At 61.8% G+C, this 24643-nt stretch carries 22 protein-coding genes; 15 read left to right on the top strand and 7 right to left on the bottom strand.

What is annotated here, in order from left to right:
* Nucleotides 1–24 precede the first annotated feature (24 nt).
* Nucleotides 25–1260: a hypothetical protein gene (locus VH599_16535; protein HEY7349927.1), complete on the bottom strand. Its 1236-nt coding sequence runs from the start codon at nucleotides 1258–1260 to the stop codon at nucleotides 25–27.
* 497 nt (nucleotides 1261–1757) lie between these two features.
* Here VH599_16535 and gap point away from each other — a divergent pair, with 497 nt between their 5' ends.
* From gap to VH599_16520, 3 genes are all read left to right on the top strand, one after another.
* Nucleotides 1758–2768: a type I glyceraldehyde-3-phosphate dehydrogenase gene (gap, locus tag VH599_16530; protein HEY7349926.1), complete on the top strand. Its 1011-nt coding sequence runs from the start codon at nucleotides 1758–1760 to the stop codon at nucleotides 2766–2768.
* Nucleotides 2768–3964, top strand: a complete 1197-nt coding sequence (locus VH599_16525) for a phosphoglycerate kinase (protein HEY7349925.1) — start codon at nucleotides 2768–2770, stop codon at nucleotides 3962–3964. The genes gap and VH599_16525 overlap by 1 nt, the downstream gene beginning before the upstream one ends.
* A 250-nt stretch (nucleotides 3965–4214) precedes the next feature.
* The gene (locus tag VH599_16520) at nucleotides 4215–5366 is read left to right on the top strand and encodes a hypothetical protein (GenBank protein ID HEY7349924.1); all 1152 of its coding nucleotides are present in this window, start codon (nucleotides 4215–4217) and stop codon (nucleotides 5364–5366) included.
* A 117-nt stretch (nucleotides 5367–5483) separates the two neighbouring features.
* Here VH599_16520 and VH599_16515 read toward each other — a convergent pair whose 3' ends face one another.
* Together VH599_16515 and VH599_16510 are read right to left on the bottom strand one after the other, a co-directional pair.
* Entirely contained in the window at nucleotides 5484–7088 is a 1605-nt protein-coding gene (locus tag VH599_16515) for an LCP family protein (protein HEY7349923.1), read from the bottom strand.
* Between the two features lie 368 nt (nucleotides 7089–7456).
* Nucleotides 7457–8215, bottom strand: coding sequence for an alpha/beta fold hydrolase (locus tag VH599_16510; protein HEY7349922.1), 759 nt, complete (start codon nucleotides 8213–8215; stop codon nucleotides 7457–7459).
* Between the two features lie 684 nt (nucleotides 8216–8899).
* Here VH599_16510 and pdxT point away from each other — a divergent pair.
* From pdxT to VH599_16495, 3 genes are all read left to right on the top strand, one after another.
* Nucleotides 8900–9544, top strand: coding sequence for a pyridoxal 5'-phosphate synthase glutaminase subunit PdxT (gene pdxT, locus VH599_16505; GenBank protein HEY7349921.1), 645 nt, complete (start codon nucleotides 8900–8902; stop codon nucleotides 9542–9544).
* 75 nt (nucleotides 9545–9619) lie between these two features.
* Nucleotides 9620–10690 (top strand): hypothetical protein, encoded by a 1071-nt coding sequence (locus tag VH599_16500; GenBank protein HEY7349920.1) that lies wholly within the window; start codon nucleotides 9620–9622, stop codon nucleotides 10688–10690.
* Between the two features lie 32 nt (nucleotides 10691–10722).
* The gene (locus VH599_16495) at nucleotides 10723–12522 is read left to right on the top strand and encodes a R3H domain-containing nucleic acid-binding protein (protein HEY7349919.1); all 1800 of its coding nucleotides are present in this window, start codon (nucleotides 10723–10725) and stop codon (nucleotides 12520–12522) included.
* An 86-nt stretch (nucleotides 12523–12608) separates the two neighbouring features.
* Here VH599_16495 and VH599_16490 read toward each other — a convergent pair whose 3' ends face one another.
* The gene (locus VH599_16490; protein HEY7349918.1) at nucleotides 12609–13139 is read right to left on the bottom strand and encodes a hypothetical protein; all 531 of its coding nucleotides are present in this window, start codon (nucleotides 13137–13139) and stop codon (nucleotides 12609–12611) included.
* Between the two features lie 134 nt (nucleotides 13140–13273).
* Here VH599_16490 and VH599_16485 point away from each other — a divergent pair, with 134 nt between their 5' ends.
* The 5 genes from VH599_16485 to VH599_16465 all read left to right on the top strand — a co-directional run bounded on the left by VH599_16485 (nucleotide 13274) and on the right by VH599_16465 (nucleotide 16068).
* The gene (locus VH599_16485) at nucleotides 13274–13504 is read left to right on the top strand and encodes a hypothetical protein (protein HEY7349917.1); all 231 of its coding nucleotides are present in this window, start codon (nucleotides 13274–13276) and stop codon (nucleotides 13502–13504) included.
* Nucleotides 13505–13795: 291 nt separating this feature from the next.
* Complete coding sequence (locus VH599_16480) at nucleotides 13796–14122, top strand: hypothetical protein (GenBank protein ID HEY7349916.1); 327 nt, start codon at nucleotides 13796–13798, stop codon at nucleotides 14120–14122.
* A 29-nt stretch (nucleotides 14123–14151) separates the two neighbouring features.
* Nucleotides 14152–14814 carry a dTMP kinase gene (gene tmk, locus VH599_16475; protein ID HEY7349915.1) on the top strand — a complete coding sequence of 221 codons (663 nt, stop codon included), beginning with the start codon at nucleotides 14152–14154 and terminating at the stop codon, nucleotides 14812–14814.
* 329 nt (nucleotides 14815–15143) lie between these two features.
* Nucleotides 15144–15653, top strand: a complete 510-nt coding sequence (locus VH599_16470) for a pyridoxamine 5'-phosphate oxidase family protein (GenBank protein HEY7349914.1) — start codon at nucleotides 15144–15146, stop codon at nucleotides 15651–15653.
* Entirely contained in the window at nucleotides 15643–16068 is a 426-nt protein-coding gene (locus VH599_16465) for a hypothetical protein (protein ID HEY7349913.1), read from the top strand. Before VH599_16470 ends, VH599_16465 begins: the two co-directional genes overlap by 11 nt.
* On the opposite strand, the gene VH599_16460 is transcribed toward VH599_16465, so the two are convergent.
* Nucleotides 16065–17000 (bottom strand): methyltransferase domain-containing protein, encoded by a 936-nt coding sequence (locus VH599_16460; GenBank protein HEY7349912.1) that lies wholly within the window; start codon nucleotides 16998–17000, stop codon nucleotides 16065–16067. The genes VH599_16465 and VH599_16460 overlap by 4 nt on opposite strands.
* A gap of 754 nt (nucleotides 17001–17754) precedes the next feature.
* Between VH599_16460 and VH599_16455 the strand changes: the two genes are divergently transcribed.
* A complete protein-coding gene (locus tag VH599_16455; protein ID HEY7349911.1) occupies nucleotides 17755–18819 on the top strand; it encodes an alpha/beta hydrolase in 1065 nt (354 codons plus the stop codon).
* Nucleotides 18820–18982: 163 nt separating this feature from the next.
* Here the strand turns inward: VH599_16455 and VH599_16450 are convergent, their stop codons facing one another.
* Complete coding sequence (locus VH599_16450; GenBank protein ID HEY7349910.1) at nucleotides 18983–20305, bottom strand: glycoside hydrolase family 3 N-terminal domain-containing protein; 1323 nt, start codon at nucleotides 20303–20305, stop codon at nucleotides 18983–18985.
* A gap of 312 nt (nucleotides 20306–20617) precedes the next feature.
* Between VH599_16450 and VH599_16445 the strand changes: the two genes are divergently transcribed.
* The 3 genes from VH599_16445 to VH599_16435 all read left to right on the top strand — a co-directional run bounded on the left by VH599_16445 (nucleotide 20618) and on the right by VH599_16435 (nucleotide 24074).
* Nucleotides 20618–21361 (top strand): DUF4386 family protein, encoded by a 744-nt coding sequence (locus VH599_16445; protein ID HEY7349909.1) that lies wholly within the window; start codon nucleotides 20618–20620, stop codon nucleotides 21359–21361.
* 120 nt (nucleotides 21362–21481) lie between these two features.
* Nucleotides 21482–22210 (top strand): response regulator transcription factor, encoded by a 729-nt coding sequence (locus VH599_16440; GenBank protein HEY7349908.1) that lies wholly within the window; start codon nucleotides 21482–21484, stop codon nucleotides 22208–22210.
* Nucleotides 22211–22265: 55 nt separating this feature from the next.
* A complete protein-coding gene (locus VH599_16435; protein ID HEY7349907.1) occupies nucleotides 22266–24074 on the top strand; it encodes an ATP-binding protein in 1809 nt (602 codons plus the stop codon).
* Nucleotides 24075–24181: 107 nt separating this feature from the next.
* Here the strand turns inward: VH599_16435 and VH599_16430 are convergent, their stop codons facing one another.
* Nucleotides 24182–24421, bottom strand: a complete 240-nt coding sequence (locus VH599_16430; GenBank protein HEY7349906.1) for a hypothetical protein — start codon at nucleotides 24419–24421, stop codon at nucleotides 24182–24184.
* Nucleotides 24422–24643: the final 222 nt, after the last annotated feature.

Raw genomic sequence — 24643 nt, 5'->3', positions numbered from 1 at the left:
CATTTTATTAAGAAAAACGGTCACTCAGCAATTGACCCGAAAACTGACCGTCACCGGGCCAGAGCCTCCCGAAGAGGTAATCGTAATCGTCCCCTGGGCGGTCGTCGTCTGGGCGGTGACGCTGATCTGGGCCACCTCGCCGGGGTTGAGATGCCCCTGTTCGCTGGGTGCGCCATCCAGCAGAATGCCAGCGTCTCCCCCCGATGCGCCCGCAGCGGTCGCCTGCCAGTCGAGCGGCGCTGAGCCGGTATTTGCCAGTTGCAGCGGAGCCTCGCCCGTCCCTGGGCATGGCAGCGCCAGCAGCGGCGGATTCACGCTCAACTGAGCGGGACCGGCAGGTGTGGTGGCCGTCGGCTGAAGCGTGGGAGTGGGGGAAGGCTGCGGAGAAGGCTGGCTGGTGGCGCTTGCAGGAGGGGAAGGCTGGCTGGCTGGCGTGGCGGTGGGCGTGGACAGCGCAGTCGCAAGCGTCCGACCAGGCGATGTCTGGCCCTCAGTCTTCGGCAGGCGGCTGATCACGACATACGACAGGAAAACAATCACGACCAGCGCCAGCAAGAACGGCAGCAGCGCCTTCAGCACACCCCCCATCCCACTGAGCAAACCCGCGTTTTGCCAGGCGGGCGGCGGCGAACTGGCTGGCGGCGAAAACGCCCCTGGAGTCGAAGCCTCGCTCGTCGCGGCGTCCCAGCTCGGAAAGGGCGCGCGCTGTTCCGCAGCTCCCGCTCCCAGGCCGCTGCGGCCCCTTCGGTTGGGGGGCAGCGGCGGCAGCAGCGGCTCTGTGCGCTTACGAGCGCCCGTCCGATCCACTGCCGTCGCCAGCGAGAGATAATCCTGCCATTGGGCGCGAAAACCGTCGAGTTGAATAAACAGCGTATCGGCCTCGCTCAGCAGGCGCTGGTCTTCCAGCGACATGGTCGCCGGATCATCCTTGATCAGTCCCTGCAAGCGGGTCACAGGGCCAGGGTTTGTTGGCATACCCAGCAGCGCGCCCAGCAATTGGGAAACCTGGAACTGAGACGGGCCTTCCGGGCGGATCAACTCGCTCTCCAGCCCGGCCAGAGCGACCAGAAGCGTCTCGCTGATCTCCGCCAACTCCTGTGTTACGGCAACATCTATCCAGCGTACCTGCCAGTCATGCGAAAAGCGCAGCACGTCCCTGGTAAAGAGCCTCGCGCTTACCAGGAGAGCTTGCTGCAAAGCACTCTTCTCCTCGCTCGATTGTACCAGTATCTCGGCCATCGCCTGGGCTTCATCAGACATATGGCAACGCTTTCTGCCTGCTGTCTGGCCTCACTCAGAATACATCCGGCTGCATCCCACCCGTACCGCCGCCGTCCCGGCGGCAAGCCGCCTGTAGCGCCGCCGTCCCTGGCGGCTCACGGCGGGGCTGAGGGGCTGCATGTAGCGCCGCCTTCCAGGCGGCTAGCAAAACTTGGCAACCCTCATTCAGCAATAATCAGACCGCTCTTTGCGAACATGGCACAAGCCTTGCGGCGATGCAGTTCCACCACACATGAGGCGTTGGCAGGCGAGGCGTGTTACTTGTAGCGCCGCCTTCCAGGCGGCTAGTCGCTAGCCGCCTGGAAGGCGGCGCTACAAGTGGCAACCTCCGATAGTTAGTGAAACCCGGCGATGCCGATACCGGCCATCTTTTGCGTCTTCGTGCTAGAATGAAACAGCTTGTGGCTGCGAAATACCGTTTCAGCCTACTTTCCTGACTGACCTTCTGACCTACCTTCTAAGGAGGATTATCCCGCATGGCAATTCGTGTCGGCATCAACGGCTTTGGCCGCATTGGCCGCCAGACCCTGAAGGCGCTGTTGGAGCGCCACCCCGATATTGAGGTGGTCGCTATCAACGACATCACCGACAGCCACACCAATGCCCATTTGCTCAAATACGATTCCACCTATGGCCGTTTCCCCGGCAAGGTCAGCGTAGATGGCAAAGACCTGATCGTCAACGACCGGCACATCAAGGTCTATGCCGAACGAGACCCCGGCGCGATTCCCTGGGGGGATCACGATATTGGCATCGTCGTCGAATCGGTGGGCATCTTCACCGACGCGGAAAAGGCCAGCGCCCATCTGCGCGGCGGCGCGCGCAAGGTGATTATCTCCGCGCCCGCCAAAAACGAGGACATCACCATTGTGCTGGGCGTCAACGAGGACAAATACGACCCCGCCAGACATCACATCATCTCCAACGCTTCCTGCACCACCAACTGCCTGGCCCCCGTCGCCAAAGTCCTCAACGACACCTTTGGCATCGAAAAAGCCCTGATGACCACCGTTCATGCCTACACCAACGACCAGCGCATCCTCGATCAAGTGCATAAAGACCTGCGCCGCGCCCGCACAGCAGGCGCAAATATCATTCCCACCACCACTGGCGCGGCCAAAGCCGTCGCGCTCGTTATCCCCGAACTCAAGGGCAGATTCGATGGCATGGCGCTGCGTGTCCCCACCGTCACCGTCTCCATCATTGACCTGGCCGCGACACTCAAGAAACCTGCCAGCCGCGACGCCATCAACCAGGCGTTCAAGGACGCCGCCAACGGGCATCTCAACGGCATTCTGGATTACACCGATGAGCCGCTGGTCTCCAGCGATTTTCGGGGCGACGCCCACTCCGCCATCGTGGACGGCGACTCCACCATGATCATCGGCGACAACTTTGTCAAGGTCGTTGCCTGGTACGACAACGAGTGGGGCTACTCCAGCCGTGTCGCTGATCTGGCTGATTTCCTCGGCAAGAAGGGCTTCTGATGCAGAAAGCCACCATCCGCGACGCGGACGTACAGGGCAAGCGCGTCCTGGTGCGCGCCGATTTCAACGTGCCGCTGGACGATGCCCGCCAGATCACCGACGACACGCGCATCCGCGCAGCCTTGCCAACCATCACCTACCTGCTGGACCATCAGGCAGCAGTTATCCTCATGTCCCACCTGGGGCGGCCAGATGGGCAGCGTCTCGAAAAGCTGAGCCTCAAGCCGGTGGCTGAGCGGCTCGCGCATCTGCTGGGGCGACCCGTCAGGCTCGCCCCCGACTGTATTGGCCCGGAGACAGAGCAGATGGCCCGGGCGCTTGAGCCAGGCGAGGTCTTGCTGCTCGAAAACCTGCGCTTTCATAAGGAAGAAGAAAAGAACAACCCCGACTTTGCCCGCCAGCTTGCCAGCCTGGGCGTAGTCTATATCAACGACGCCTTTGGCGCCGCGCACCGCGCCCACGCCTCAACCGAGGGCATCGCGCATATCCTGCCTGGCTATGCCGGGTTCTTGATGGAGAAAGAACTTGGCTATCTGGGCAGCGCCCTGGAGAATCCGAAGCGCCCGCTCGTCGCTATCATCGGCGGCGCGAAGATTTCGGACAAGATCGGCGTACTGGATCGGCTGCTGAGCCTGGCCGATGCCCTGCTCATCGGGGGCGCGATGGCAAATACCTTCTTGAAGGCCCAGGGCCATCAGGTCGGCGATTCCCTGGTGGAAGACGACAAGCTGGACGAAGCGCGGCGCATCATGGCCGATGCCCGGCGGCTCGGCAAACGCTTCCTCTTGCCGGTGGATGTAGTTATCGCCGATAAGTTCGCCGCCGACGCCGCCAGCCAGACCGTCACACCCGATCAGGTGTCTGCGGGCTGGCGCATCCTTGATATTGGCCCCAGGACGGTAGAAGCCTTCCGCAGCGTTCTCTCCGATGCCCAGACGATGGTCTTCAACGGCACAATGGGTGTCGCCGAGTTTCCGGCTTTTGCCAGAGGGACCAACGCGCTCATCGCCGCTCTGGCCGATGCCACCGAGCGCGGCGCAACCACCATTATTGGCGGGGGTGATTCAGCCGCAGCCGTCGAAGCTGCTGGCGCGGCGGACAAAATGTCACACGTCTCCACCGGCGGCGGCGCGTCGCTCGAATTTCTGGAAGGGCGCGCCCTTCCAGGGGTGGTCGCGCTCCAGGATACACAATAACGCCCGTACCGCCGCCTTCCAGGCGGCGCTACACACCGCTCTCCTCTGGAGAGGTTTTGTGAGAGATTCTAAACAATCAGTCTCAAAGTGTTGCTGTTTGCCTTCTTTCTTCGTTATAAATGGATGAGATAGCCAGACTGGCTATGTACTCATCGCTGCTGGTCTTGCTCCTACCCATTGCTCACCCAAAACCCGAAGGGTTGATATTGCCTCAGTCTCTTGAGAATTGTTTGTCAGGGAGGGCATACTTATGAAACTGTACAGGATCTCGCCTCTCACCCTGGTAAATGGTTGTCAGCCAGGATGGACGGTCTGGGTGGCAAAACTTGGGCTGGCGGTGCTGGTAGCGTTGACGATGCTGGTAACAACGACCCTGGCTCTTCCAGGGCAGGCGCGCGCAGCAGAAAATGCGCCCTTTATCAAGTTTCTTTCGCCTATCTATCCTGGACAACCGGGCGGCCATGCAGAGGGGCCGGTTGGGACGCTGGTGGACGTGCAGGGAGGTAATTGGCCCTCCACATGTTGTGTGTCCATCACACTGGCGGATGAGGCTAACGATACGCCAGGCCAGCCGGGTTCAGCTTGCACAAATGGCTCCGAACAGGTGCAAGCCCCAGGAATTGACCCGCAGGCTGGAGAGTTCACGCAAACATTCCGTTGGCCTGCGTCAGCAAATAAGGTGGGACATTCCTACTGGGCATGTGGCAGCGTAAATGGATCGCCTCCTTCCCTGGGTATCAGTACATTTACAGTACTCTCGGCAAGTCCGCCATCGCTGCATGTTGATGGTCCAACCGTGGTTCAAGGTAGAAGTGTGCCAGTCACCGGACAAAACTGGTTGCCAGGTAGTCAGCAGATTACCGTCTTTGTCGGCACCTGTGTGTCTTGCCAGAACGCAAGCAAGAAGCAAGTGACTGCGAAAAATGATGGGACATTCAATATCTTGGTTCCACTGCCAGGAAATGTGGGGGCGGGCGCAACGATCTTTGTATACGCGGCGAGCCAGCCGACAGGTCCCACAGCCACACCGGCTCTCACCGCAGGCAATGATGGATCATTGTCACTCACAGTGGTTGACCAGCCGACACCAACCCCAACGACGCCTCCAACTGCGACGCCAACACCCCTTCCAACGGCAACACCCGTTGTAACGGCAACCGCTATCCCTGGCCCCAATACCCCCGATAGCTCTGGGGACAATCTGCCTATTGTGCTGCTCTCGGTACTAAGCGCCGCTTTGGCGCTGGGGGCCATTGTCACGCTCTTTCTCTTCCTCCGCATGCGGCAAACTGGCGTCAGAAGAATGGGTCTAACAAGTTTCGATGCGCCTCCACCACGCCCAGGCAGGCATAGCGGACCTCGTGCGATCCAGCCAGGCAGATGGAATGACCAAGACTGGTAGGGCAACCGCTCAGGGCCAATTAGTGGCGACTTTGACGACCAACTAACGATTGGCAACCCTCCCTGGAGCTAGGGCTGCATCACACGAGCTTGTAGTTTCCCATATTTCCCTCCTGGCTTACGATGCCCGCTGGATGGCATCGGCAATGTCTTTGCCAATGATAATCACAATATCCGCCCCTTTTGGCCCGGCTATCTTCGGAGCCAGGATCGGCACGCCAAGCATCTGTTCCAAAATGTCGGCGGTTCCCGCCGCTTTCGTGCTGTACTGCTCAAGCTGGGTTGCCAGATAGACGCGATCAGCATCCTGCGCGCCCACCACCTTAAAGCCGTCGCGCTTCAAGATCGCAGTGAGCTTGCTGGCGACTCCGCTTACGCCGCTTCCGTTTTCAATCAGAATGCGCGCGCCCTCCGTCTGGATCGTCTGGGCATCCGTCCCTGATGGCTTGCTCAGGTTCACATGAGCGACGGCATCGGGGAAGATTTGCCGAATCGTCTGGTTAATCGCCGCCCAGTTTGGCATGATCACCGATTTCGTCGAGCCGCCTGCGGTTGGAACGTCATAAAACCGGCCATACTGGGGGGCGCTCAGCACCTTCTGCACAATGGCGTTCGACGGCAAGCCTTTCGCCCAGTTCGCCAGCCAGATAATTTGCGGAATCGTCAGGCTTGTCAGCACACTGCCTTGCAGATCGCTGGCAAGCTCATCCAACTGCCCCAGGATCGCCGGGTTATCGAGCTTCCTCTTCAGCGCGACCAGCACCGATTGCTGGCGCGCCGAACGCCCAAAATCACCGGTGCCATCCGAATGGCGCGAGCGCACATACTGGAGTGCTGTCACGCCATTCAGATGCTGCGGTCCTGCCGGGATATACAGGCGCTGATAGGCATGTGGGTTGCCGTTTGGATTGAGGTCTTTAGGATAGGCGTCATCCAGAATCGGATGCAGCACATCCACATCCACGCCGCCCAGCGTATCAATCACCTTCACAAAGCCAGCCAGCCCGACCCAGGCAAAGGCATGAATAGGAATCCCGAAATCAGCTTCAATCGCCGCCGCCGTATGGGCAAAGCCATGCAGCTTCGCATTCAATGGGTCGCTCATGCCATCAGCATTGTTCGAGATTTCATCCAGCTTCAGACAGCACACGCCATAGTCCGTCTTGATATACATATCACGGGGAATAGAAACCATCGTGATCTTGTGATGGGTCAGATCGACGCGCACGACAATATCCGTCTGCGTCAGCACCGCGCCATCGCCAAACTTGGCATCGTTGTCGCTGCCCAGCAAAAGCAGATTAAACGCGGGCACATTGGAAAGATCACCGGCCAGCGCCGTCGGCTGCGGCACATTCGTAGGGACGGCGATGGTTGGCAGCGCCTTGCCGGTCACGGTCTGGGCAATGGTATAGAGGTGATAGAGCCTGGCCCCAAGAAACGCCAGGGACGAGCAGCTTGCCAGCAAAAAGACCGCCAGCGTCGTCTTCAGAATGACGCGCCGCGCGCGCCGTCGCGGTTTGCGGCTGACCCGGCCAGGCCGCCCAGGGGGCCGAAAGTCCACACCCTCGGCCAGTTCATCGCTATACGCCGGTTCATCCGCCTCCAACAGCGGCGTCTGTCGCGGGTGTTTGGCTGGCTCGTCGGGGGACAAAGGAAAAGGACGCTTAAATAAGCCGCCGCCGGGAGACGGTTCACGCCGGGGATAGTCGCCAGCATTCATTGCCAATCACCTTCCAATACCATGTCGCTCGTATCAGGCGCTACAGACCACACACCGCTTATGCGTGCGAGAGCAAATCAGACGCTCAACCCTCCAATCAACCACCAGCGAACTGCTTTTCAGCGGCCCACGCGGAAAGCCTTTTACTGCTCCATTACATAGGTCGTAATAGACAGCCAATATATGTCTCAATTCCCTCACAAATAAGACAAATGGGCTAGGGAGGGGCGAAAGAGGCCGCTTAGAGCGCCTGACAAAACCTCCGCACGAGCAGGGGCGGGGTTGCAGCGCCGTCCTTCCAGGCGGCAGGGGTGGAGCCAACCGTCGGTTTGTGAAGCATTCTTAGAACACACTCCCCAACTCAGCGGCTAGCTGGCTGGCGCGTACCGCGCGATAAAATCCAAAATAAGCTGCGTTAAAGCCGCGCCATGTTCGGTATAAAAAATGGTGACACCATGCGCCGAGCCGGAATACATCTGTATCTGCTTGGGATCGCTGGCAAGCGCGTACATAGACATGGTGGCAGAGGCATAGGTGTCATCCTGGCTGTTCACAAAGAGTTTTGCCGCAGTGATCGCCTGCACATCGCTATCGCTGACAGGGATAACGGCAAAATGCTGGGGGGCCGAAAGGGTAATCACAGCAGCGACTGACTCACTCGCTGCCACTTTGAGCGAAACCGTACCGCCCATGCTCGAACCCAGCAGCACAATCCTGGTAGCTCCCTGCTGGCGTACAAAAGCCATCGCCGCGCGCAGGTCAGCATCAAAGTTCAGGGTGCCCCCATTGGCCGAATCGCCATAGCCGCGAAAGTCGTAGGCCAGCACCATATAGCCGCGCTCGGCAAGGCGCTGCGGCATGCCACTGGCGCTCCAGATGATCTTGCTCGTGCGCGTTTCATGCGAGCAGATAATGGCCGTCTTGCCCTTCCCATAAAGCAACCCGGCAAGTTGAACATGGTCCTGGGTGAAGAAATGCACCGGGAGCGCCGGGACAGCGGGGATAGGCTCCGTTGGGGGGATGCCAGCCGTTGGTGTGGCGGTAGGCGTAGCCTGAGAAGTGCTTCCCGAACTGCACGCGGCGAGCAAGACCAGAAGGAGGAGCAGGGCTAGCTTCTGAAGTTTCACGCAGACACTCCCTTTGCTTGAAGATTCTAGGACCAACTTGTACCCATTAGAACTACGGCGCCTGATCCTCCTTGCTCACAGGCGAGAACGTTGCTTAGCGCCTGTTTCGTGCAGAGGCGTGTCACTCGTACCGCCGCCGTCCCGGCGGCCCACCGCTGGCCTGTCGTACCGCCGCCGTCTCAGCGGCAGGGGGCTGAGAGGGCGTGGTACTTGTAGCGCCGCCATCCTGGCGGCTCAACGCTGGCCTGCTGGTGCGCTGGCACGGAGGGCGAAGGCTCGCCCGTGCGAACGTTGGCCTCTGAAGCGCGGCGCTTATACTTGTAGCGCCGCCATCCTGGCGGCCAACGCTGCGCCAGCGCGCGTTTGCCCTCCACGCCACCGTACCAACGGGCCAGCCCGCTGGCGGCTGAAGGCCGCGCCGCCAAGTCCCTGAAGAGGGACTTGGCGGCGTCCGCAGACGCCTCTAGCCGCGATTTCAATCGCCAGGGCAGGGCGGGGGCGACCTGTACATAGCCTCGCCTGCTTCTCTCTGGCAGTTGCCAAATGAGCCGGGCTGTGGTAGGATGTAGAGTGAAAGGAGGCGCTTGTACTGCTATTCCCGCTTGCTTTCACTCAACCGTTCGCCTCTGTAGTCGTGATCCGACACATATCCGCTCCAATCGCTCAGAACACCGATTCAGAACCATGAAGAACCATCAGGCGCAGACAACCCGGCGTATCCGGCAGCCCATTGTCGGGGTTCTCGCCCTCCAGGGCGACTTCCGCGAGCATGCCAACATGCTCAAAGAAGCGGGCGCTGAACCAAGGGAAGTGCGGCTCCCCCAAGACCTTGAGGGGCTGGATGGCCTCATCATCCCTGGCGGCGAAAGCACCACCATTGGCAAGCTGATGATGGCCTACCACTTGCAGCAGCCGCTCCGCGAGTTGATCGCCGCTGGCACGCCTGTTTGGGGTACCTGCGCCGGCCTGATTTTGCTGGCGCGCGAAACCGACAACGCGCTGGCCGGGCAGCCGCTCCTGGCAACCATGCGCGCGCGCGTCAAGCGCAACGCCTTTGGCAGCCAGGGCGACAGCTTCGAGGCCGACCTGAACGTTCCGGTCCTTGGCGACCCACCGTTTCACGCCGTCTTCATTCGCGGGCCATCGGTAGAATCGGTCGAAGATGGTGTCGAGGCGCTGGCAGCCCTGGACGATGGCACAATTGTGGCAATTCGCCAGGATAACCTGCTGGGTACCGCCTTTCATCCAGAAATGACAGGCGACCCCCGCTTTCATGCCTATTTCTTGCGCCTGGTCAAGCGCCATCGCGCGCAAGACGAGCGCGTGTGAACCCTCTCGACTCGTAGAGGGTGGTGAATGAACCAATGAAACGCTGAGCGTACTAGATAGATCACAGGATAGAGGATGATAAGGCCGGTACTCTACGTTGACCTTCCCGGTATCATCTACGCTATCGACCGCCGGGCGAGAGCGCGCAACAGTGAGTTCGCTCACTTCATCTGCACTCCCGACGCCGAGGAAGCTCGTGCTTCGCTCACCTCGCTGCTCGCCAGCCTGTTCCCGATCAACCCGACGGCGCGCACCTGGCTCTGCGAAGACCACTGGCGCATCCTCGGCGTGGCCCAGGCGCGACAGCGGGCAGGTGGCTGCGCCTGGGACTTGAGCTATCTCGCCTCGCTGCCGAATCGTTCCGCCGAAGGCACGCCCGACGACGACATCCTCATGGAACTCTTGGAATACGTCGTCAACGCCGCCATCATGCATGGCGTCCAGCGCGTCTTTGCCAAGGTGGACGACGACACCGACGATTTAGAACTCTTCCTGCGCTGCTCGTTCCAGCGATACGCCCGCGAACTGACGTTCTGGCTGCCACAGGGCGCGCCCGCCAGCGCGCCGCCGCAGCTTCCCTTGCGCCGCTGGCACCGGCACGACCAGTGGGGCTTGCTGCGCCTCTACAGCGCCTGCGCCCCGCGCGTCGTGCAAATCGCCGAAAACGTCGGCAGCAACGAATACACCAGCCTGCGGGTTGGACAGCCGCGCCGCTGGCAGCTTCCGTTCCTGCCAACGCGCGAAGAAGGATTTGTCTATGACCTGGGCGTGCGCCTGGGTGGATGGGTACAGATACGCCGGGGACATGGCCCCCATCCCCACCAGATCGCGCTCATGGTTCATCCTGAAAATACCGATCTCGCCACTCCGCTGCTCCGCTTCGGACTCTCGCTCCTGGGGGAAGGAGGCGATGCGCGACCGGTTTACTGCCAGGTCCGTGAGTATGAGGGAGCAGTGGTGTCTGCCCTGCGTGACAGCAACTTCGAACACGTCGCCACGCGGGCGCTGCTCGTGCGCCATCTCACCCTGCGCGCGATGCAGCGGCGCCTGGTCCCGGCGTTGGAACAACGAGTGGCGTATGGCGTCAAGGGCCTGGGGACAGCCCACACGCGCTACCAGGCTGACGACTCAGGGCAATCCTCCTGAGACCGCAGCCACAAGAGGTGATGAGATTACCTATGCAACAAGTGATCACTGACGATCTGGATGCTCTGCTTGAGTCCCTGCCTCCCCGGTTTAAGGAGGCCGCCTACCAACTGGAGGACCGCACCGAGCTGTTGGAGATTGTCATGGACCTTGGCCGCCAGGCCGAGGCCCGGTTCCCAGAGAGGGAGGTGATCCTGTGCGATGAACCGGTCTCAGAAGCAGACCTGCACTATGTCGTGGATCGCATTGGAGAATTTGGCGCCGACAACCGCGCTGGCATCGAGCGCACCCTGCACCGCATCTCGGCCATCCGCAACCGCAAAGGCAAGGTCGTGGGGCTGACCCTGCGCGTCGGGCGCGCGGTCTATGGCACCATCGCGCTCATTCGGGACATCATCGAAGAGGGCAAAAGCATCCTCATTCTGGGCCGACCAGGTGTCGGCAAAACGACCATGCTCCGCGAGACCGCGCGCGTGCTGGCTGATGAACTCAGCAAGCGCGTCGTCATCGTTGACACCTCCAACGAAATCGCAGGCGATGGCGACATCCCACACCCCGGCATTGGCCGGGCGCGCCGGATGCAAGTCGCCACACCCAACGCGCAGCATGGGGTGATGATCGAAGCCGTCGAAAACCACATGCCCGAAGTCATCGTCATTGATGAAATCGGGACCGAACTGGAGGCCCAGGCGGCTCGCACCATCGCCGAGCGCGGCGTGCAGTTGGTGGGTACGGCGCATGGCAACACCCTCGACAACCTGATGATGAACCCCACGCTCTCTGATCTGCTGGGCGGCATTCAGACTGTCACGCTCGGCGACGAGGAAGCTCGCCGCCGTGGCACGCAGAAAAGCGTGCTGGAGCGCAAAGCCCCCCCGACCTTCGATGTCGTCATCGAGCAGCAGGACCGACAGCGCCTCATCATACACCGCGATGTCGCGGAAACCATTGACGATATTCTGCGCGGCTCGCCACCTGTGGCGGAAGAGCGCATACGAGATAGCGAGGGCCGCATTTCGGCGCGGCGCATCAGTGTGCAGCCGATGGAATCGCCTGCCTGGGGCGGCGGAGGCAACGCCAGCGCGCCCAATGGAGGGCCGTTCTCCCCTTTTCGCGGGGCGGGCCTTGGCCCGCGCAGCGGAATGGCGAACGGCCTGCGGAGCGGGCGCGCAAACACCGCCGGTCTGACCGCCGTGAACGGCAAAGGGAATGGCTACCCGCCTGACGGCCAGAAACCGCCGCCACGACGCGCCGCCGAACGCCTGGCCGAACTCGTCAAGAACCAGCCAGAGGAACTGGCTGGTGACGGCTCGGCGGAGCCTGCTTCGCCAGCCCTGACCACGGTGCGCATCTATCCCTTCGGGATCAGCCGCACCCGCCTGGAGCAGGCCATCCGCCAGATGGCGGTACCCGTCGTCATCAGCCGCGACCAGAACGACGCCGACGTGATTATCACGCTCAAAAACTACTACCGCAACCAGCCGGAGCGGTTGCGAGCCGCCGAAAGCGAGCGCAAGCCCATCTACATCCTGAAAAACAACACCGTCGAGCAGATGATCGAATGCCTCGCGCACCTCTTCGACATTGACCTGACGGTGGAGCGAGCGCCGGGCAGCGGCGGCGCGCTCGACCCGACCACCGAAGCTATTCAGGAGGCGGAAGACGCCATCGGCCACGTCCTCACCAACGGGGCCAACGCGGTGGAGCTTTCACCGCAAAACGCCTACATCCGCCGCCTGCAACATCAGGTGGCCGAACGCTACAACCTCGCTTCGCGCAGCCGGGGCAAGGAACCCAACCGGCGCGTGAAAATCTTCAAGGTCCAGCAATAAGGCGGGCAGGTACCCGCAGGACAAAAAAACGAGGGGACGCGACGAACTGTGTCCTCTCGTTTTTGTTATCATATTGGGTTAGCTCATTATGGGGTTTCGATTGAACGAGCTAGTGTCTTTGCTTTCCTTGCACCGTAATAGACCAGAAGCGAGCCGCCAATGCTGGCGATAAGCGCCAAAATAATTAGTTGATATTGAACCATGTAGATGTGATTATACCTATCCACAATAGCCTGAATAGATTGATCAACGGCGCTCTGGTCCGAAGGGGTGCCTGCCTTATAGTGCGCAAAAAATACACTGATACATCGATCAATAGTATCCTGCCCGGCAGCGGCATACCAGGCATTGATAGCATTCCCCCATTGGATACCTACCGCCACAACCAACAGGCCAAGCAAACATAAAGTTCCACCCAGATCAGCTAAGAGGTACAGAATGGGCTGCTCCTTGAGGAGTGGAACATAGTGGAGATTTCTGGCAAGCCAGAATCGCCACAACCACTCAAACCCCAGGAAGAGCAGAAAGGACAGCGCCAGCCCGCCTATAAGAAGATATGGATGCGCAAAGGTAACATCAAAGAACCCAGGCGGCTGAAGAGTTGATAGACAGGGCATTGGAGGAACATCCTTTCCCTCACAGCGAGATGATATACTCCTATCGTAGCAGGCAAGATGGCTCTGGTCAACAGTTGCCAGATAAACAGGGGGTCAGAGACAAGAGCCTGGAGAGGTGAGGAAAGGACAAAGCGATGACACAGACGCTCAAGCGGGTGATAGAGCAGGCAGAGCAGCTACCTCCTGAGTTGCAGCAGGTGGTAGCAGAACAGTTTCAGCAGGTGCTTGACGCGGTGATAGCCGATGCGCGCTGGGAGGCGCTGCTGAACGACCCACGCCACAAAGAGGCTGTGCGACGAATGGCGCAAGAGGCGCTGGCAGAATACGAACGTGGCGAGACTGAAGAGGGAGGATTTGGCGGCTAGTGTTTCGTTCGCATCGCACCAAACGATTTAACGCACTTCTCGCCGCCCTCCCTGCCGAGGCGCAACGTCAGGCCCGCGAAGCTTACGAGCTATTCAAAGAAAATCCCCGACACGGCAGTTTGCAGTTTAAATGCGTTGATCCCAGCGAGAAACCGCCCTGGTACAGCGTGCGCATTGGCGCGCATTATCGCGCGTTAGGCACAGTAGATGGAGATACGATTATCTGGTTTTGGATTGGCACTCACCAAGCATATGACAAGCTCGTTCCCTAGCACAGCGAGGGACAACCCCATGAGAAGCCGGGGATATTTCGGAGCAGAAGAGCGCCAGAAACAGGCAAAGCATCCCACCTGGCAGATCGGCATTGCCATCATGGTGCTGATCGCCTATCTAGGCGCATTGTTTTCGAGCTTATGGTTCTCAATAGGTTGGCTGCTCTGGGTATTGGTCGCTCTAGGGATGGGGAGCGGCATCCCAATGCTTCTCTTATTATGTATCTCGTTCACCACATGGATGCACAGGAAAGCACAGGCAAACGATCTGGAGATAGCCCCAGACATAGCCATAGAAGGCTGCCTTCAGACCTGCTTTGCAGTACTTGAGTGGTTTCTCTATTAGTCAGAAGCACAGTTCTTCTTCACCAAACCATGACAGGCTATTTCATCACACTGGAAGGCCCCGAAGGGGGCGGCAAATCCACGCAGGCGCGGCTCCTGGCCGAGCGGCTGCGCCAGGCTGGCTATGCGGTCACGCTGACCCGCGAGCCAGGCGGCACGCCCGCCGGCGAAGCCATTCGCGCCATCTGGGATGACCCGGCGCGCAGCGACCTGCTGCCCATCACCGATCTCTTCCTGCTCTGCGCGGGACGCGCCCAGCACGTCGGCGAGGTGATTCGCCCGGCCCTGGAACGCGGCGAAATCGTCATCAGCGACCGCTACGCCGATTCCACCCGCGCCTATCAGGGCTACGGCTCCGGCCTCGATTTCGCCACAATGGAAACCCTCTTGCAGATTGCCACCGGCGGCCTGACCCCCGACCTTACCTTGCTGCTGGACATCCCCGCCGCCGAAGGGCTGGCGCGCCGCCGCTCGGCCAGCCAGGCCGGAGCGAGCCAGCTAGACCGGCTCGATCAGCGCAGCCTGGACTATCACGAGCGGGTGCATGCTGGCTATCTGAAACTGGCTGCCCAGCAGCCCACACGCTGGGTCACATTCGACGCGCGCACCGCAACGCAGACCCTGGCAGATACCATCTGGCAGACCGTCCAGCAGCGGCTGACAGAGCGCCACAGTCAGAGCCTAACCTGTTAACCCGGTTACAGTGGTTAGTCTGTTATCCCACCCCGGCGGCGCCAGATATAAGTTCCACCAACTATCGGGGGACGCCACCTGTAGCGCCGCCATCTTGGCGGCCACCGCTGCGCCAGGGCGAGCGTTGCGCTCTGAAGTCCCACGTCTCGACAGGCCAGCCTTGAGCCGCCTGGAAGGCGGCGCTACAAGTGGCCCCTCATAGGTGGTGGAACCCCAGATACATCCCTTCTGGACAAGGAAGCGCCCTGATACTATACTGTCATATACCGAACGCTGAGAAAACCGCAGCGCATGCCGACGCATCGTTGCCCACAGGAGGAAGCTCTTTGATGACGCACTATACCCTGCCGCCCAGGGTTGAGGAAGTCTTCCGCGAGTTTTTAAGCTGCGAGTTTGCCACGCTGGGCAAAGATGGCGCGCCCATCGCCTGGCCGACTGCCCCCCTCTACCTGCCTGAGACAGGACGCTTCCTCATCACCACCTCGATTGGAGCGCCACAAAAAGCCTTCAACATCCGCCGCAACCCGCATGTCTCGCTGCTGTTCTCTGACCCAACCGGCAGCGGCCTTGCTCAGCCGCCAATCGTGCTGGTGCAGGGGGACGCCGACATCCCCCACGAAGTCACAACCTGGAACGAAGACCTCGCTCGCTTCTGGGCGGTCCTCGCTCGCCGCCAGCCCTCCAGCCAGGCGTACAGCAGCAGCGCGATCATGCGCGCCGTGTCGGCGTGGTACTACATGCGATTGCTCATCTACATCACGCCGCGCCGCATCAGATGGTGGCCTGACGGCAACTGCGATCACCCGGCGCAGGAAATCGAGGTCAGCCATGTGGAATGAGATCGCAAAGTACCTGCCCCAGTTCCCCAGCGCGGTGCTAACCAGCGTTGACGCCGATGGCTACCCGCTCAGCGTGCGCTGCAAGCCCCAGCTTGACGCAGCCGCACAGGTGGTGCGCCTGCGCGCTCCTGCTGACCTGGGCATCCAGCCTGGCCCGGCGGCCCTGCTCTGTCACAGCCACGACGAACACCTCTGGAGCCTCAAAGGCTTTGCTGTGCGCGGGACACTCGAACGGGAGGGCGACGACTGGATGCTTCGTCCGGCGCACTTCCTGCCCGGAACCGGCTTAGGCAGCCTGTTGCCCGCCATCCTGGGAGCGCAGCGCAAAGCCAGGCGATACCTCAAGAAGCGCAGCCTCCCTCGTCCGAGCGTCCCCTGGGACAAACTCAAGGCGCTGAAAACCCCGAAGAGCTAATAGCGGATAAATCCGCTTCTTCTGCCGCGTTCCAGCGGCTTTCTGCCAAAGGCGCAGACGATAGGGAGCCAGGCGCCCAGCGCCCGCGCCTCTTCACGCGCGCGCTCCAGCAGCGCGGTGTAATCGGCATCCGAAAGCACCCCAACCTTGACGACCAGCGGCTGAAGGTTTGCAAACGTCGCCAGAATATCAGTGATGAGCAGCCCTTGCTCGCGGCTGCCTCGCGGCCCGCCGCCCACAATCGCCCGGCGTTCACGAACCCCCTCCAAGCCTGCCTGGCGTAGATAGCCAGCCAGATACGGCGCTGAGCCTGGATGAAGGCCGCGAGCCGTCATCAAGCGCCCCATAGCCTCGCCAAGAGCCATAACCGCCTGGCTGGGGCTTTGCCCGATCTCAAAATCCACCAGTTCCACATAGCCGCCGGGGCGTGTGACGCGAATCATCTCAGCCACCACGTCAGGCCAGCGCGCCACCGGAGTAAATGAGCCGATCAGGCGCGCGTGCGTAAAATCAAACAGGCCCGGCTCGAAGGGAAAAGGCTGGAAGGCGTCAGCTTCCAGAAAGCGAAAATTGGCGGGGATCTGTCCCGTCGGCCCAAGGCGCTGCAACGCCGCGTCCACTGGCGCGCGATCAATATCGAAGTTGATAACCTGAGTCTGGGGAAACTCTCTTGCCATCTCGCGTCCCCAGATGCCGGTGCCGCAGGCCACATCCAATATCATGCGCGGCTGCCGGAGCGGCGCGCAATAATTCCCACGCAGAATGAGCCTGTAGAAGTGATGTTGCAGATCAAGCCGATCATCTTCAGTCTGATCTTTGGGCAGGATGTAGGAGCCGCTGCTGAACATACGTCTGCCCCCCAGCCGTATCCAGCGCCGCGTCGCGGGCTGATCCTTTTGAGGGGGACGGCGAAACCAGCCAAAGAGGCGCATGAGGTAGCTTCCTTTCTACGGATGCGTATATAATTGGTAACTGTGAGCGAGGCCGGACCCTCGTATCCAGGCTACCTGCTCTGAGGCGTATTCTACCAGCCAGCGCAAGAGCAAGCAAGTCCGTAGAAAGCTATCACCTAATAGTACCGCATCAGAACCAGACCACGCGCCAGAAACGCTGCCTGGCATGCGCTCACAGACAGGCGCGGGGAGGTGCTGCCCTGCTGCCGGTGAGGGAGGGCTTGACACGGCAGAGCAGCATACCCACGCAGTAGCCAGTACGCGCTCCCGTTACAGGCTGCGCAGGAAAGGCTGTCTAAAAGTCCGTCAGGGGTACGGAGGCTGGCGGCTGAAGGCCGCGCCTGAAGGGCTATCGCCCACCAAGCCTGCCTGTGCAGGCTCCCCCCACCTCTGGCAGCCGCTTCGTCTCAGGCCGCGCAGGCACGGGTGCGCGAGCGACCACCGGGAGCGAGAATGCGGGAACTGGGTTCCCGCAAGCACCCGTCGCCGCAGGCGGCCTTTGCGGCGCAGCCTTCAGCCGCGGGCGCGCGAGCGAGCGAGAGTGCCGAGGCCCAGCCGAGGCAAGCGCCCGCCGCCGCAGGCGCGGCCTTCAGCCGCCAGCGAACTTTTAGATCGCCCTGATGCGCAGGAAAGCCGACTTGACGCCGCTCCCTCTGCATGACATATACATAGCTATTGAGTTCGTTTTCAATAGCGCGCGCTCATTGCGAGCGAGAGAAGGGTTGGCTTTCGTATGGCAGACTCCGCATTCCTGCCCGGCATCTCCTCCGAGATCGTCAAGACGCCCCGGCTGGCAACGCATATCCTGACCAGTGGCCCCCAGGATGGCGAGCCAGTTGTTCTGGTGCATGGCAATGCCTCCTCCGCTGTCTTCTGGGAAGAGACGATGCTGGCGCTCCCCGCACAGTATCGCACTATCGCCCTCGATCTGCGCGGCTTCGGCGATTCAGAGACCGCGCCGGTAGATGCCACGCGCGGCGTGCGCGATTTCGCCGATGACCTGCACGCCCTGGTCGAGACGCTGAAGCTGGGGCGTTTTCACCTGATCGGCTGGTCTATGGGTGGCGGCGTGGGCATGCAATATATCACCGACCATCCGGCACAGGTGCGCTCGCTCACGCTGGTTTCGCCCATGTCGCCCTACGGCTTTGGAGGTACAAAAGACGCCAGCGGCGCGCCCTGCTGGCCCGATTTCGCCGGAAGCGGCGGCGGCACCGCCAATCCCGACTTTGTGCAGCGCCTGAAGGACGGAGATCGCAGCGCCGATTCGCCCAATTCGCCGCGCAATGTCATGAACCAGTTTTACTTCAAGCCGCCCTTCCGCGCAGCGCCAGCGCGCGAAGAAGCCTTTGTCAGCAGCCTGCTTTCCACTCAATGCGCGGAGGGCAACTATCCTGGCGACCTGACCCCTTCGGCCAACTGGCCCACCGTTGCCCCCGGCGCGCGGGGCGTCAACAACGGCATCTCGCCCCAATACTGCAACTTGAGCGCCTTTGGGCAGGTGCAGGGCGGCCCGCCGGTCCTCTGGATTCGCGGGGCCAACGACCAGATCGTCTCGGATACGTCCCTGCTAGACTTTGGCACGCTTGGGCAGCTTGGCGCGGTCCCCGGCTGGCCCGGCGCAGATGTCTTCCCGCCCCAGCCGATGTGGCAGCAATTGCGCGCGGTGCTGGACGCCTATACCGCCAGCGGCAGCTCGTATCGTGAGGTCGAGTTCTCCGACACCGGCCACTCGCCCCACATCGAGCGGCCCGACGACTTCCGGCGCGAGTGCTTCGGCTTTCTCGCGGGCCACTGATACCGCTCGTACCGCCACCGTCCCGGCGGCCACCGCTACGCCAGGGCGAGCGTGCGCCCTCCGGGCCAGCGCACCAGCAGGCCAGCGTTGAGCCGCCGGGACGGTGGCGCTACGGGCTGGCCGCCGGGACGGCGGCGCTGCAAGGAAAACGCCCCGCTCCAAATCAGGACTGGGGCAGCGTCAGGATGCCTAAACGGACTTTCAGGCTGATGATGCGCCGCAGCGATTGCAGCAGCCGCGCCTGCGAAATACGCCCGGAGGCAACCGCCCGCGTCACGGCAGTGATCACTCCCTGCGCGAGATGCGGGTCCAGGGGACACTCGATCACGTCTTCGCCCGCCAGAATCGCCCGGACGCTGGCCTCGCCAACCGCCTGCGCCGGATCGGTGTAGCCTTGCTGCCGCATGAATTGAGCCACGCTGCTCGCTTCCATCTCATCAGAAACCACCACGCCCTGATAGCCCAATTGCCCGCGCAGCACCCCATCAATCAACGTCGGCGATAAGGACGCCAGATTGTTCGGGTCGTAAGCAGGCGTCAGCACATGCGTCACCATAATCAGGTCAGGGTGATGGGAGAGCAGGGCGAGAAAGGAAGCAAAGTCAATGGTGTTAAGCTGCGTTTTGGTGTGCGTGAGTGTTGGCAGCGCGAAATCAGGATTAGCCGAAACCGCGCCAATGCCCGGCCAGTGCTTCAGCGTCCCGGCAATCCCATGCTGCTGCAAGCCATCCAGAAAAGCGCCCGCATAGCGGGCCACCTGCTCAGGCGTCGTGCCAAACATGCGGCTGGAGTCAATAGCGCCGCCCTGATCCACATCGGCCAGCGGGGCAAAATCCACGTTGATACCCACTTCGCGCAGGCGCTGCGCGTCCAGCTTCGCCTGGTTATAGGCGTTTTGCGGATTGCCGGTAGCGGTCAGGGCGGCAGGCGATGGCGAGGGGCCAAAGTACGGCGCGAGGCGATCTACGCCGCCGCCTTCTTCATCAGTGGCGACCAGGAGCGGATTGGTCGCGTGTTCCTTTAGATCGCGGATAAGCCGCTGGACACCCGCCAGCGTCGTGGGCATCAGCGGCCCCCCGTTATGGTTGGGAAAGAAGATGACGCTGCCCACCTGCGCCTGCCGCAGCGGCCCATCCAGCGCGGAGGAGTAGGCGTCGGTATAGACGGCAAGCATCAGCAGTTGCCCGACGCGCTGCTGCTGCGACAGGCGGCTGATGTAGGCGTCGAGCTGCCGGGTCGGCACAGGCGTGGGAGTTGGAGTTGGAGCTTGCGTAACAACCGTCGGGCTGAGGACCGGCGTGGCCGTCACGACCACCACCACAGCAGACGAAGCAAGCAGAATATTCCGCGCCCACACCACCAGCAGGCCCACCAATCCAACCAGGAGCAGCCCCCCGGCGATGAGCCAGCCTGGACGGCGAGGCCCGCGAGCATGAGATGCAGATGGTCGCGCCCACTGGCGCGGCCTCTCGTCAGGTTCACGCATCAATACCTCCCAGCGACTCTGTTGCGGCCAGCATAACATACCAACGCGCATCAGCGCGACTCTTCTGCTCTCTGGCAGGGCAACCTCAAAGATAAGCAAATTTGCGCATGCGCTTCCTGCATAGGCTCAGGTAATCTTTCTTCAGGGAGACCCGTTTTCGCTCAGAAGAACGATGACCGTCTCACGATAACCGTCTAAGAGCGCCTCACACAACCTCCGCACGAGCAGGGGCGGGGGTGTAGCGCCGTCCTTCCAGGCGGCAGGGGTGGGGCCACCCGTCGGTTGTGTGAGGCATTCTAAGGAGGAACGCTCATGGCGTACCCGGCTCAGGTGACGAAGAAAGAAGTATCTCCTACACTTAAAGTCGGCGGAAACTGCGCAATCGTTGTGGGAATCCTGGGGGCACTCTTCTCGCTGAATTATCTGCTCCTGCCGCCTGAACAGCGGATAGGAGCAAACCCCGCCGATCTCTTACCGTCCTTTGATCGGGATCCCACGCTGCTGCGGCTCGAAATGATCGAAATGGCGCTGGCCGGAGTGTGTGGCATGGGGCTGGCCCCCGCCGTGTCGGAGATGCTCGAAGCTCTCAAAAAAGGCGGGGCGCGCTGGACCGGCACGCTAGCCACGTTCAGCTATGGGGTGATGGCCGTCAGCAATCTGCTGATGATGCAGCGGCTGCCCGGCGTCGCCAGCGCCTACGTGCATGGGGATGCCTCCACCAAAGCGGCGCTTGCCGCCACCTGGAACGGCTCCATTGACCCGGATGGCTGGATGCAATACGGCTGCGTCGGACTCTGGATGCTGGTCGTGAATACAGCGGCCTCACAAAGCGAAGAACTCCCCAAGCCGCTCGCCTATCTGGGCATGGCCCTGGGCGTGTTGTACTGCCTCAAGCCGATCAGCGCGACGGCCCAGATGCCAGAACTCATGACTCCCATGATGGGCCTGGGGGCCATTCTTGCCCCGCTCTGGTACCTCTGGATGGGTTTCCAGATGCGCAGCAAAGCGGAGGAACGGACGGCGCCTCCCCCGCAGGGCAACTGGCCCAGGGCTTGAGAACGCCTCCAGATTAGAATCTGCTGAGAGTCTTGTACCGTCTGTCGCTGTCCCTTGTCTCTCCGGTGGGCCGCTCGTATAATGCCAGAGGAAATCGTCTCGGTGTGGGGAGGCCAGACTGTGGAGCAGCAAGCGAAAAGCCTCAGCGGGCAAACCATCCTGGTTGTTGATGATGAGCAGAGCATCATTGACTTCATCAAGCTGGGCATGACCTATGAGGGCGCGCGCGTGGAGGCCGCGATGGATGGTTTCGCGGCGCTCGACGCCGCCCGCCGCTTGCGGCCCGATCTCATCATCCTGGACATCATGCTCCCCGGCATTGATGGCCTGGAGGTCTGTCGGCGGCTGCGCGCCCAGGAATTGACCGCCGATATTCCGGTGCTGATGCTGACCGCCAGGGACGAGGTAAGTGACCGCGTGGCCGGGCTGAACACAGGCGCCGATGATTACCTGACCAAGCCCTTCAGCTTCGATGAACTGCTGGCGCGGGTCAAAGCCATCTTGCGGCGGCAGCAGCGCGGCAGTGATCCGGCCATCCCCGGAACGCGCATCCTGCGCGTGGCCGATCTGGAACTCAACGAAGCCTCCCGCGAGGTCACGCGCGGCGGGCATTTGATCGAGCCATTGACGGCAACCGAATATAACTTGCTGCATCTCTTCATGACCCACCCGCGCCAGGTGCTGGACCGCCGGACCATCCTGAGCCGGGTCTGGGGCTATGATTTTATGGGCGAAACCAATATTATCGAGGTCTACGTGCGCTATCTGCGCGAAAAGATTGAAGACGAACCCAGCCAGCCGAGATACATCCTGACGGTGCGCGGCGTGGGCTATGTCCTGAAAACCTAGCGATTGCTCATGCCTGCCCCGCGCCCGAAAAGTTGGCCGGGAAGCGGCGCTACGAATGGTACGGTCACGCATGTCGCTTGAGGCTCACCAGCCAGCATTTCAACCGCTGCCCCCAACCGTCAGCCCTCCTGGCGCGCCAGGGCAGACGGCGCCAACCAGACCGCCATCGCGCGCGCTGCGCCCGGCAGGCCCAATGCCTCAGCCCATCCAGCCGCCCACGCGCTCCCAGGTCGTGCCGCAGTTCCCACCGCGACGCCCCAGGCGTCCTGTCGGACGTCTCAGCTTCCTGCGCTCGCTGCGCTGGCGATTGGCCTTCGCCCTGGTTGGCTTCCTGGCCGTCGCTTTCTTGCTGCTGGGCGTCTTCCTCTTCCTGACCATCCGCCCCTATCTGCGCAGCGAAGCACTCGCGCGCACCCAGGTAGGCGCGGCCAAACAGTTTGCCGCCAACAAAGCGGCCTTCGAGTCGGCGGTCAGCGTTGACATCGGCAGCCCTTCCCCCGCCTTCGAGCGTACTGTTGGCGCGGCCATTGACGGGCTAACCGACGTGCAGCAGGTCTTCATGGTTGACCCGCGCACCGGCCAGGTCGTTGCAAGCTCCCCCGGCAATATGATCGGCCAGGCCGCGCCCTATTTCAACCTGGCTCAACTGACACGCCAGCCGGGCCAGGGAGCTGATTCCGCAACCTATCAGCCGCCGGGCGCTGGCGTGGGGGTTATTCTCATCGGCTTTCGCTGCGAACACTGCACGACCCTGAACGGACGCGCGCATACCGCCGTCCTTGAGGTTGTCACCAATTTTGGCAGCGTCAACGCGGTCATCGCCCGGCTGATGCTCTATATGGCCCTGGGCATGCTGGCCCTGGTCCTGGTGGCGGCGCTGCTGGGCGCGCCGCTGATAGGTCGGGCGCTGCGCCCGCTCAGCAGGATGACGGCCACTGCCGAAGCGATTGCCTCCGGCGATCTCAGCCAGCGCGTCAACCTGCCCCACAGCGGCGACGAGATTGGCGAGCTTTCGGCTTCGTTCGATGAAATGATAGATCGCATTGACATCGCTTTTGCCGCTCAACGCGCGGCCCTGGCTGCGCAGCAGGAGTCCGAAGCGCATATGCGCCAGTTTGTGGCCGACGCCTCGCACGAACTGCGCACACCGCTCACCTCTCTGCGCGGCTTCACCGATGTCCTGCTGCGTGGGGCCAAAGACGACCCCGAAACCGCGACGCACGTGCTGCAAGCCATGCAGCGCGAGTGCGAGCGGATGTCGCGGCTGGTGCATGATCTGCTGACCCTGGCGCGGCTGGACGCCGGGCGGCAACTGACCTTCAAGCAGTTTGATCTGATCAGCCTGGTTGGCGAATCGGTGGACCAGGCGCGCATCCTGGCCGGAGAGCGCACCGTTACGATGCGCACCGATAGGGGCGGCCCGCTGCTGATCCTGGGCGATCAAGATAAGATCAAGCAGGTCTTGCTGATCCTGTTGGACAACGCGCTGAAATACGGACGCCAGGGCGCCGATGGCTGGGTACAGGCGCAGGTGAGCCGTTCGCCCGACATGGCGCAAATCGTCATAGCCGATAACGGCCAGGGTATCAGGCCGGAAGACCTGCCGCATATCTTCGAGCGGTTCTATCGCGCCGACAAGACGCGCTCGCGCAGCGGCTATACGAACGAGCATCGCGCCGTCGGCCAGCCGCCCGGCAGCAGCGGCATCCTGAAAGCCATGAACGCGGGTGGCTCCGGGCTGGGGCTGCCTATTGCCCTGGCGATTATTCAGGCGCACAACGGCGCTCTTTGGGCGCAAAGCCAGATCGGCCAGGGAACCCGGTTTAGCATCCACCTGCCGCGCCAGCCCGCCGACACCCATTGAAGGGCTTTTGCAACTTGTAGCGCCGCCGTCTCGGCGGCTGGACGCTGGCCTGCTGGTACGTTAGTCTGGAGGGCGAACGCCACTTGTAGCGCCGCCTTCCAGGCGGCTCAACGCTGGCCTGCTGGTACGTTGACCTGGAGGGCGCACGCTCGCGCTGGCGCAGCGGTGGCCGCCAAGATGGCGGCGCTACAGGTACAGACGCCGCGCTGATGCGGGTGGGGGCGGCCATTCTCGCTCGGCTGAGCCTCTTCGAGCGAGAGGCTCTCGCTCCCGGTGGTCGCTCGCGCGTCCCTCCAGGCGGCTGGACGCTGGCCTGCTGGGAGGTTGACCTGGAGGGCGAACGCCACTTGTAGCGCCGCCTTCCAGTCGGCTCAACGCTGGCCTGCTGGTACGTTAGCCTGGAGGGCGCACGCTCGCTCTGGCGCAGCGGTGGCCGCCTGGAAGGCGGCGCTACAGGTACAGACGCCGCGCCGATGCGGGTGGGGGGCGTGGCGCTGGCATAAAATATGCTGGCTCAGAACGGGCTTTTGTTTCTCCGAGGGTGAGTGATATAATGCTCCTGTTGGCAC

The sequence above is a fragment of the Ktedonobacterales bacterium genome (assembly GCA_036557285.1).
Taxonomy (GTDB): domain Bacteria; phylum Chloroflexota; class Ktedonobacteria; order Ktedonobacterales; family DATBGS01; genus DATBHW01.
Note: the sequence above shows the minus strand (reverse complement) of the source record. Positions and strands in the feature narration are given on the sequence as shown.

Excerpts from the sequence above, each read along its gene's own strand:
- VH599_16500 (HEY7349920.1), top strand. The coding sequence starts at position 9,620 with ATGATAAGGCCGGTACTCTACGTTGACCTTCCCGGTATCATCTACGCT.
- gap (HEY7349926.1), top strand. The coding sequence starts at position 1,758 with ATGGCAATTCGTGTCGGCATCAACGGCTTTGGCCGCATTGGCCGCCAG.
- VH599_16450 (HEY7349910.1), bottom strand. The coding sequence starts at position 20,305 with ATGCGTGAACCTGACGAGAGGCCGCGCCAGTGGGCGCGACCATCTGCA.
- tmk (HEY7349915.1), top strand. The coding sequence starts at position 14,152 with ATGACAGGCTATTTCATCACACTGGAAGGCCCCGAAGGGGGCGGCAAA.
- VH599_16535 (HEY7349927.1), bottom strand. The coding sequence starts at position 1,260 with ATGTCTGATGAAGCCCAGGCGATGGCCGAGATACTGGTACAATCGAGC.
- VH599_16465 (HEY7349913.1), top strand. The coding sequence starts at position 15,643 with ATGTGGAATGAGATCGCAAAGTACCTGCCCCAGTTCCCCAGCGCGGTG.
- VH599_16495 (HEY7349919.1), top strand. The coding sequence starts at position 10,723 with ATGCAACAAGTGATCACTGACGATCTGGATGCTCTGCTTGAGTCCCTG.
- VH599_16485 (HEY7349917.1), top strand. The coding sequence starts at position 13,274 with ATGACACAGACGCTCAAGCGGGTGATAGAGCAGGCAGAGCAGCTACCT.
- VH599_16525 (HEY7349925.1), top strand. The coding sequence starts at position 2,768 with ATGCAGAAAGCCACCATCCGCGACGCGGACGTACAGGGCAAGCGCGTC.
- VH599_16515 (HEY7349923.1), bottom strand. The coding sequence starts at position 7,088 with ATGAATGCTGGCGACTATCCCCGGCGTGAACCGTCTCCCGGCGGCGGC.
- VH599_16445 (HEY7349909.1), top strand. The coding sequence starts at position 20,618 with ATGGCGTACCCGGCTCAGGTGACGAAGAAAGAAGTATCTCCTACACTT.
- VH599_16460 (HEY7349912.1), bottom strand. The coding sequence starts at position 17,000 with ATGCGCCTCTTTGGCTGGTTTCGCCGTCCCCCTCAAAAGGATCAGCCC.
- VH599_16520 (HEY7349924.1), top strand. The coding sequence starts at position 4,215 with ATGAAACTGTACAGGATCTCGCCTCTCACCCTGGTAAATGGTTGTCAG.
- VH599_16490 (HEY7349918.1), bottom strand. The coding sequence starts at position 13,139 with ATGCCCTGTCTATCAACTCTTCAGCCGCCTGGGTTCTTTGATGTTACC.
- pdxT (HEY7349921.1), top strand. The coding sequence starts at position 8,900 with ATGAAGAACCATCAGGCGCAGACAACCCGGCGTATCCGGCAGCCCATT.
- VH599_16455 (HEY7349911.1), top strand. The coding sequence starts at position 17,755 with ATGGCAGACTCCGCATTCCTGCCCGGCATCTCCTCCGAGATCGTCAAG.
- VH599_16435 (HEY7349907.1), top strand. The coding sequence starts at position 22,266 with ATGGTACGGTCACGCATGTCGCTTGAGGCTCACCAGCCAGCATTTCAA.
- VH599_16470 (HEY7349914.1), top strand. The coding sequence starts at position 15,144 with ATGACGCACTATACCCTGCCGCCCAGGGTTGAGGAAGTCTTCCGCGAG.
- VH599_16480 (HEY7349916.1), top strand. The coding sequence starts at position 13,796 with ATGAGAAGCCGGGGATATTTCGGAGCAGAAGAGCGCCAGAAACAGGCA.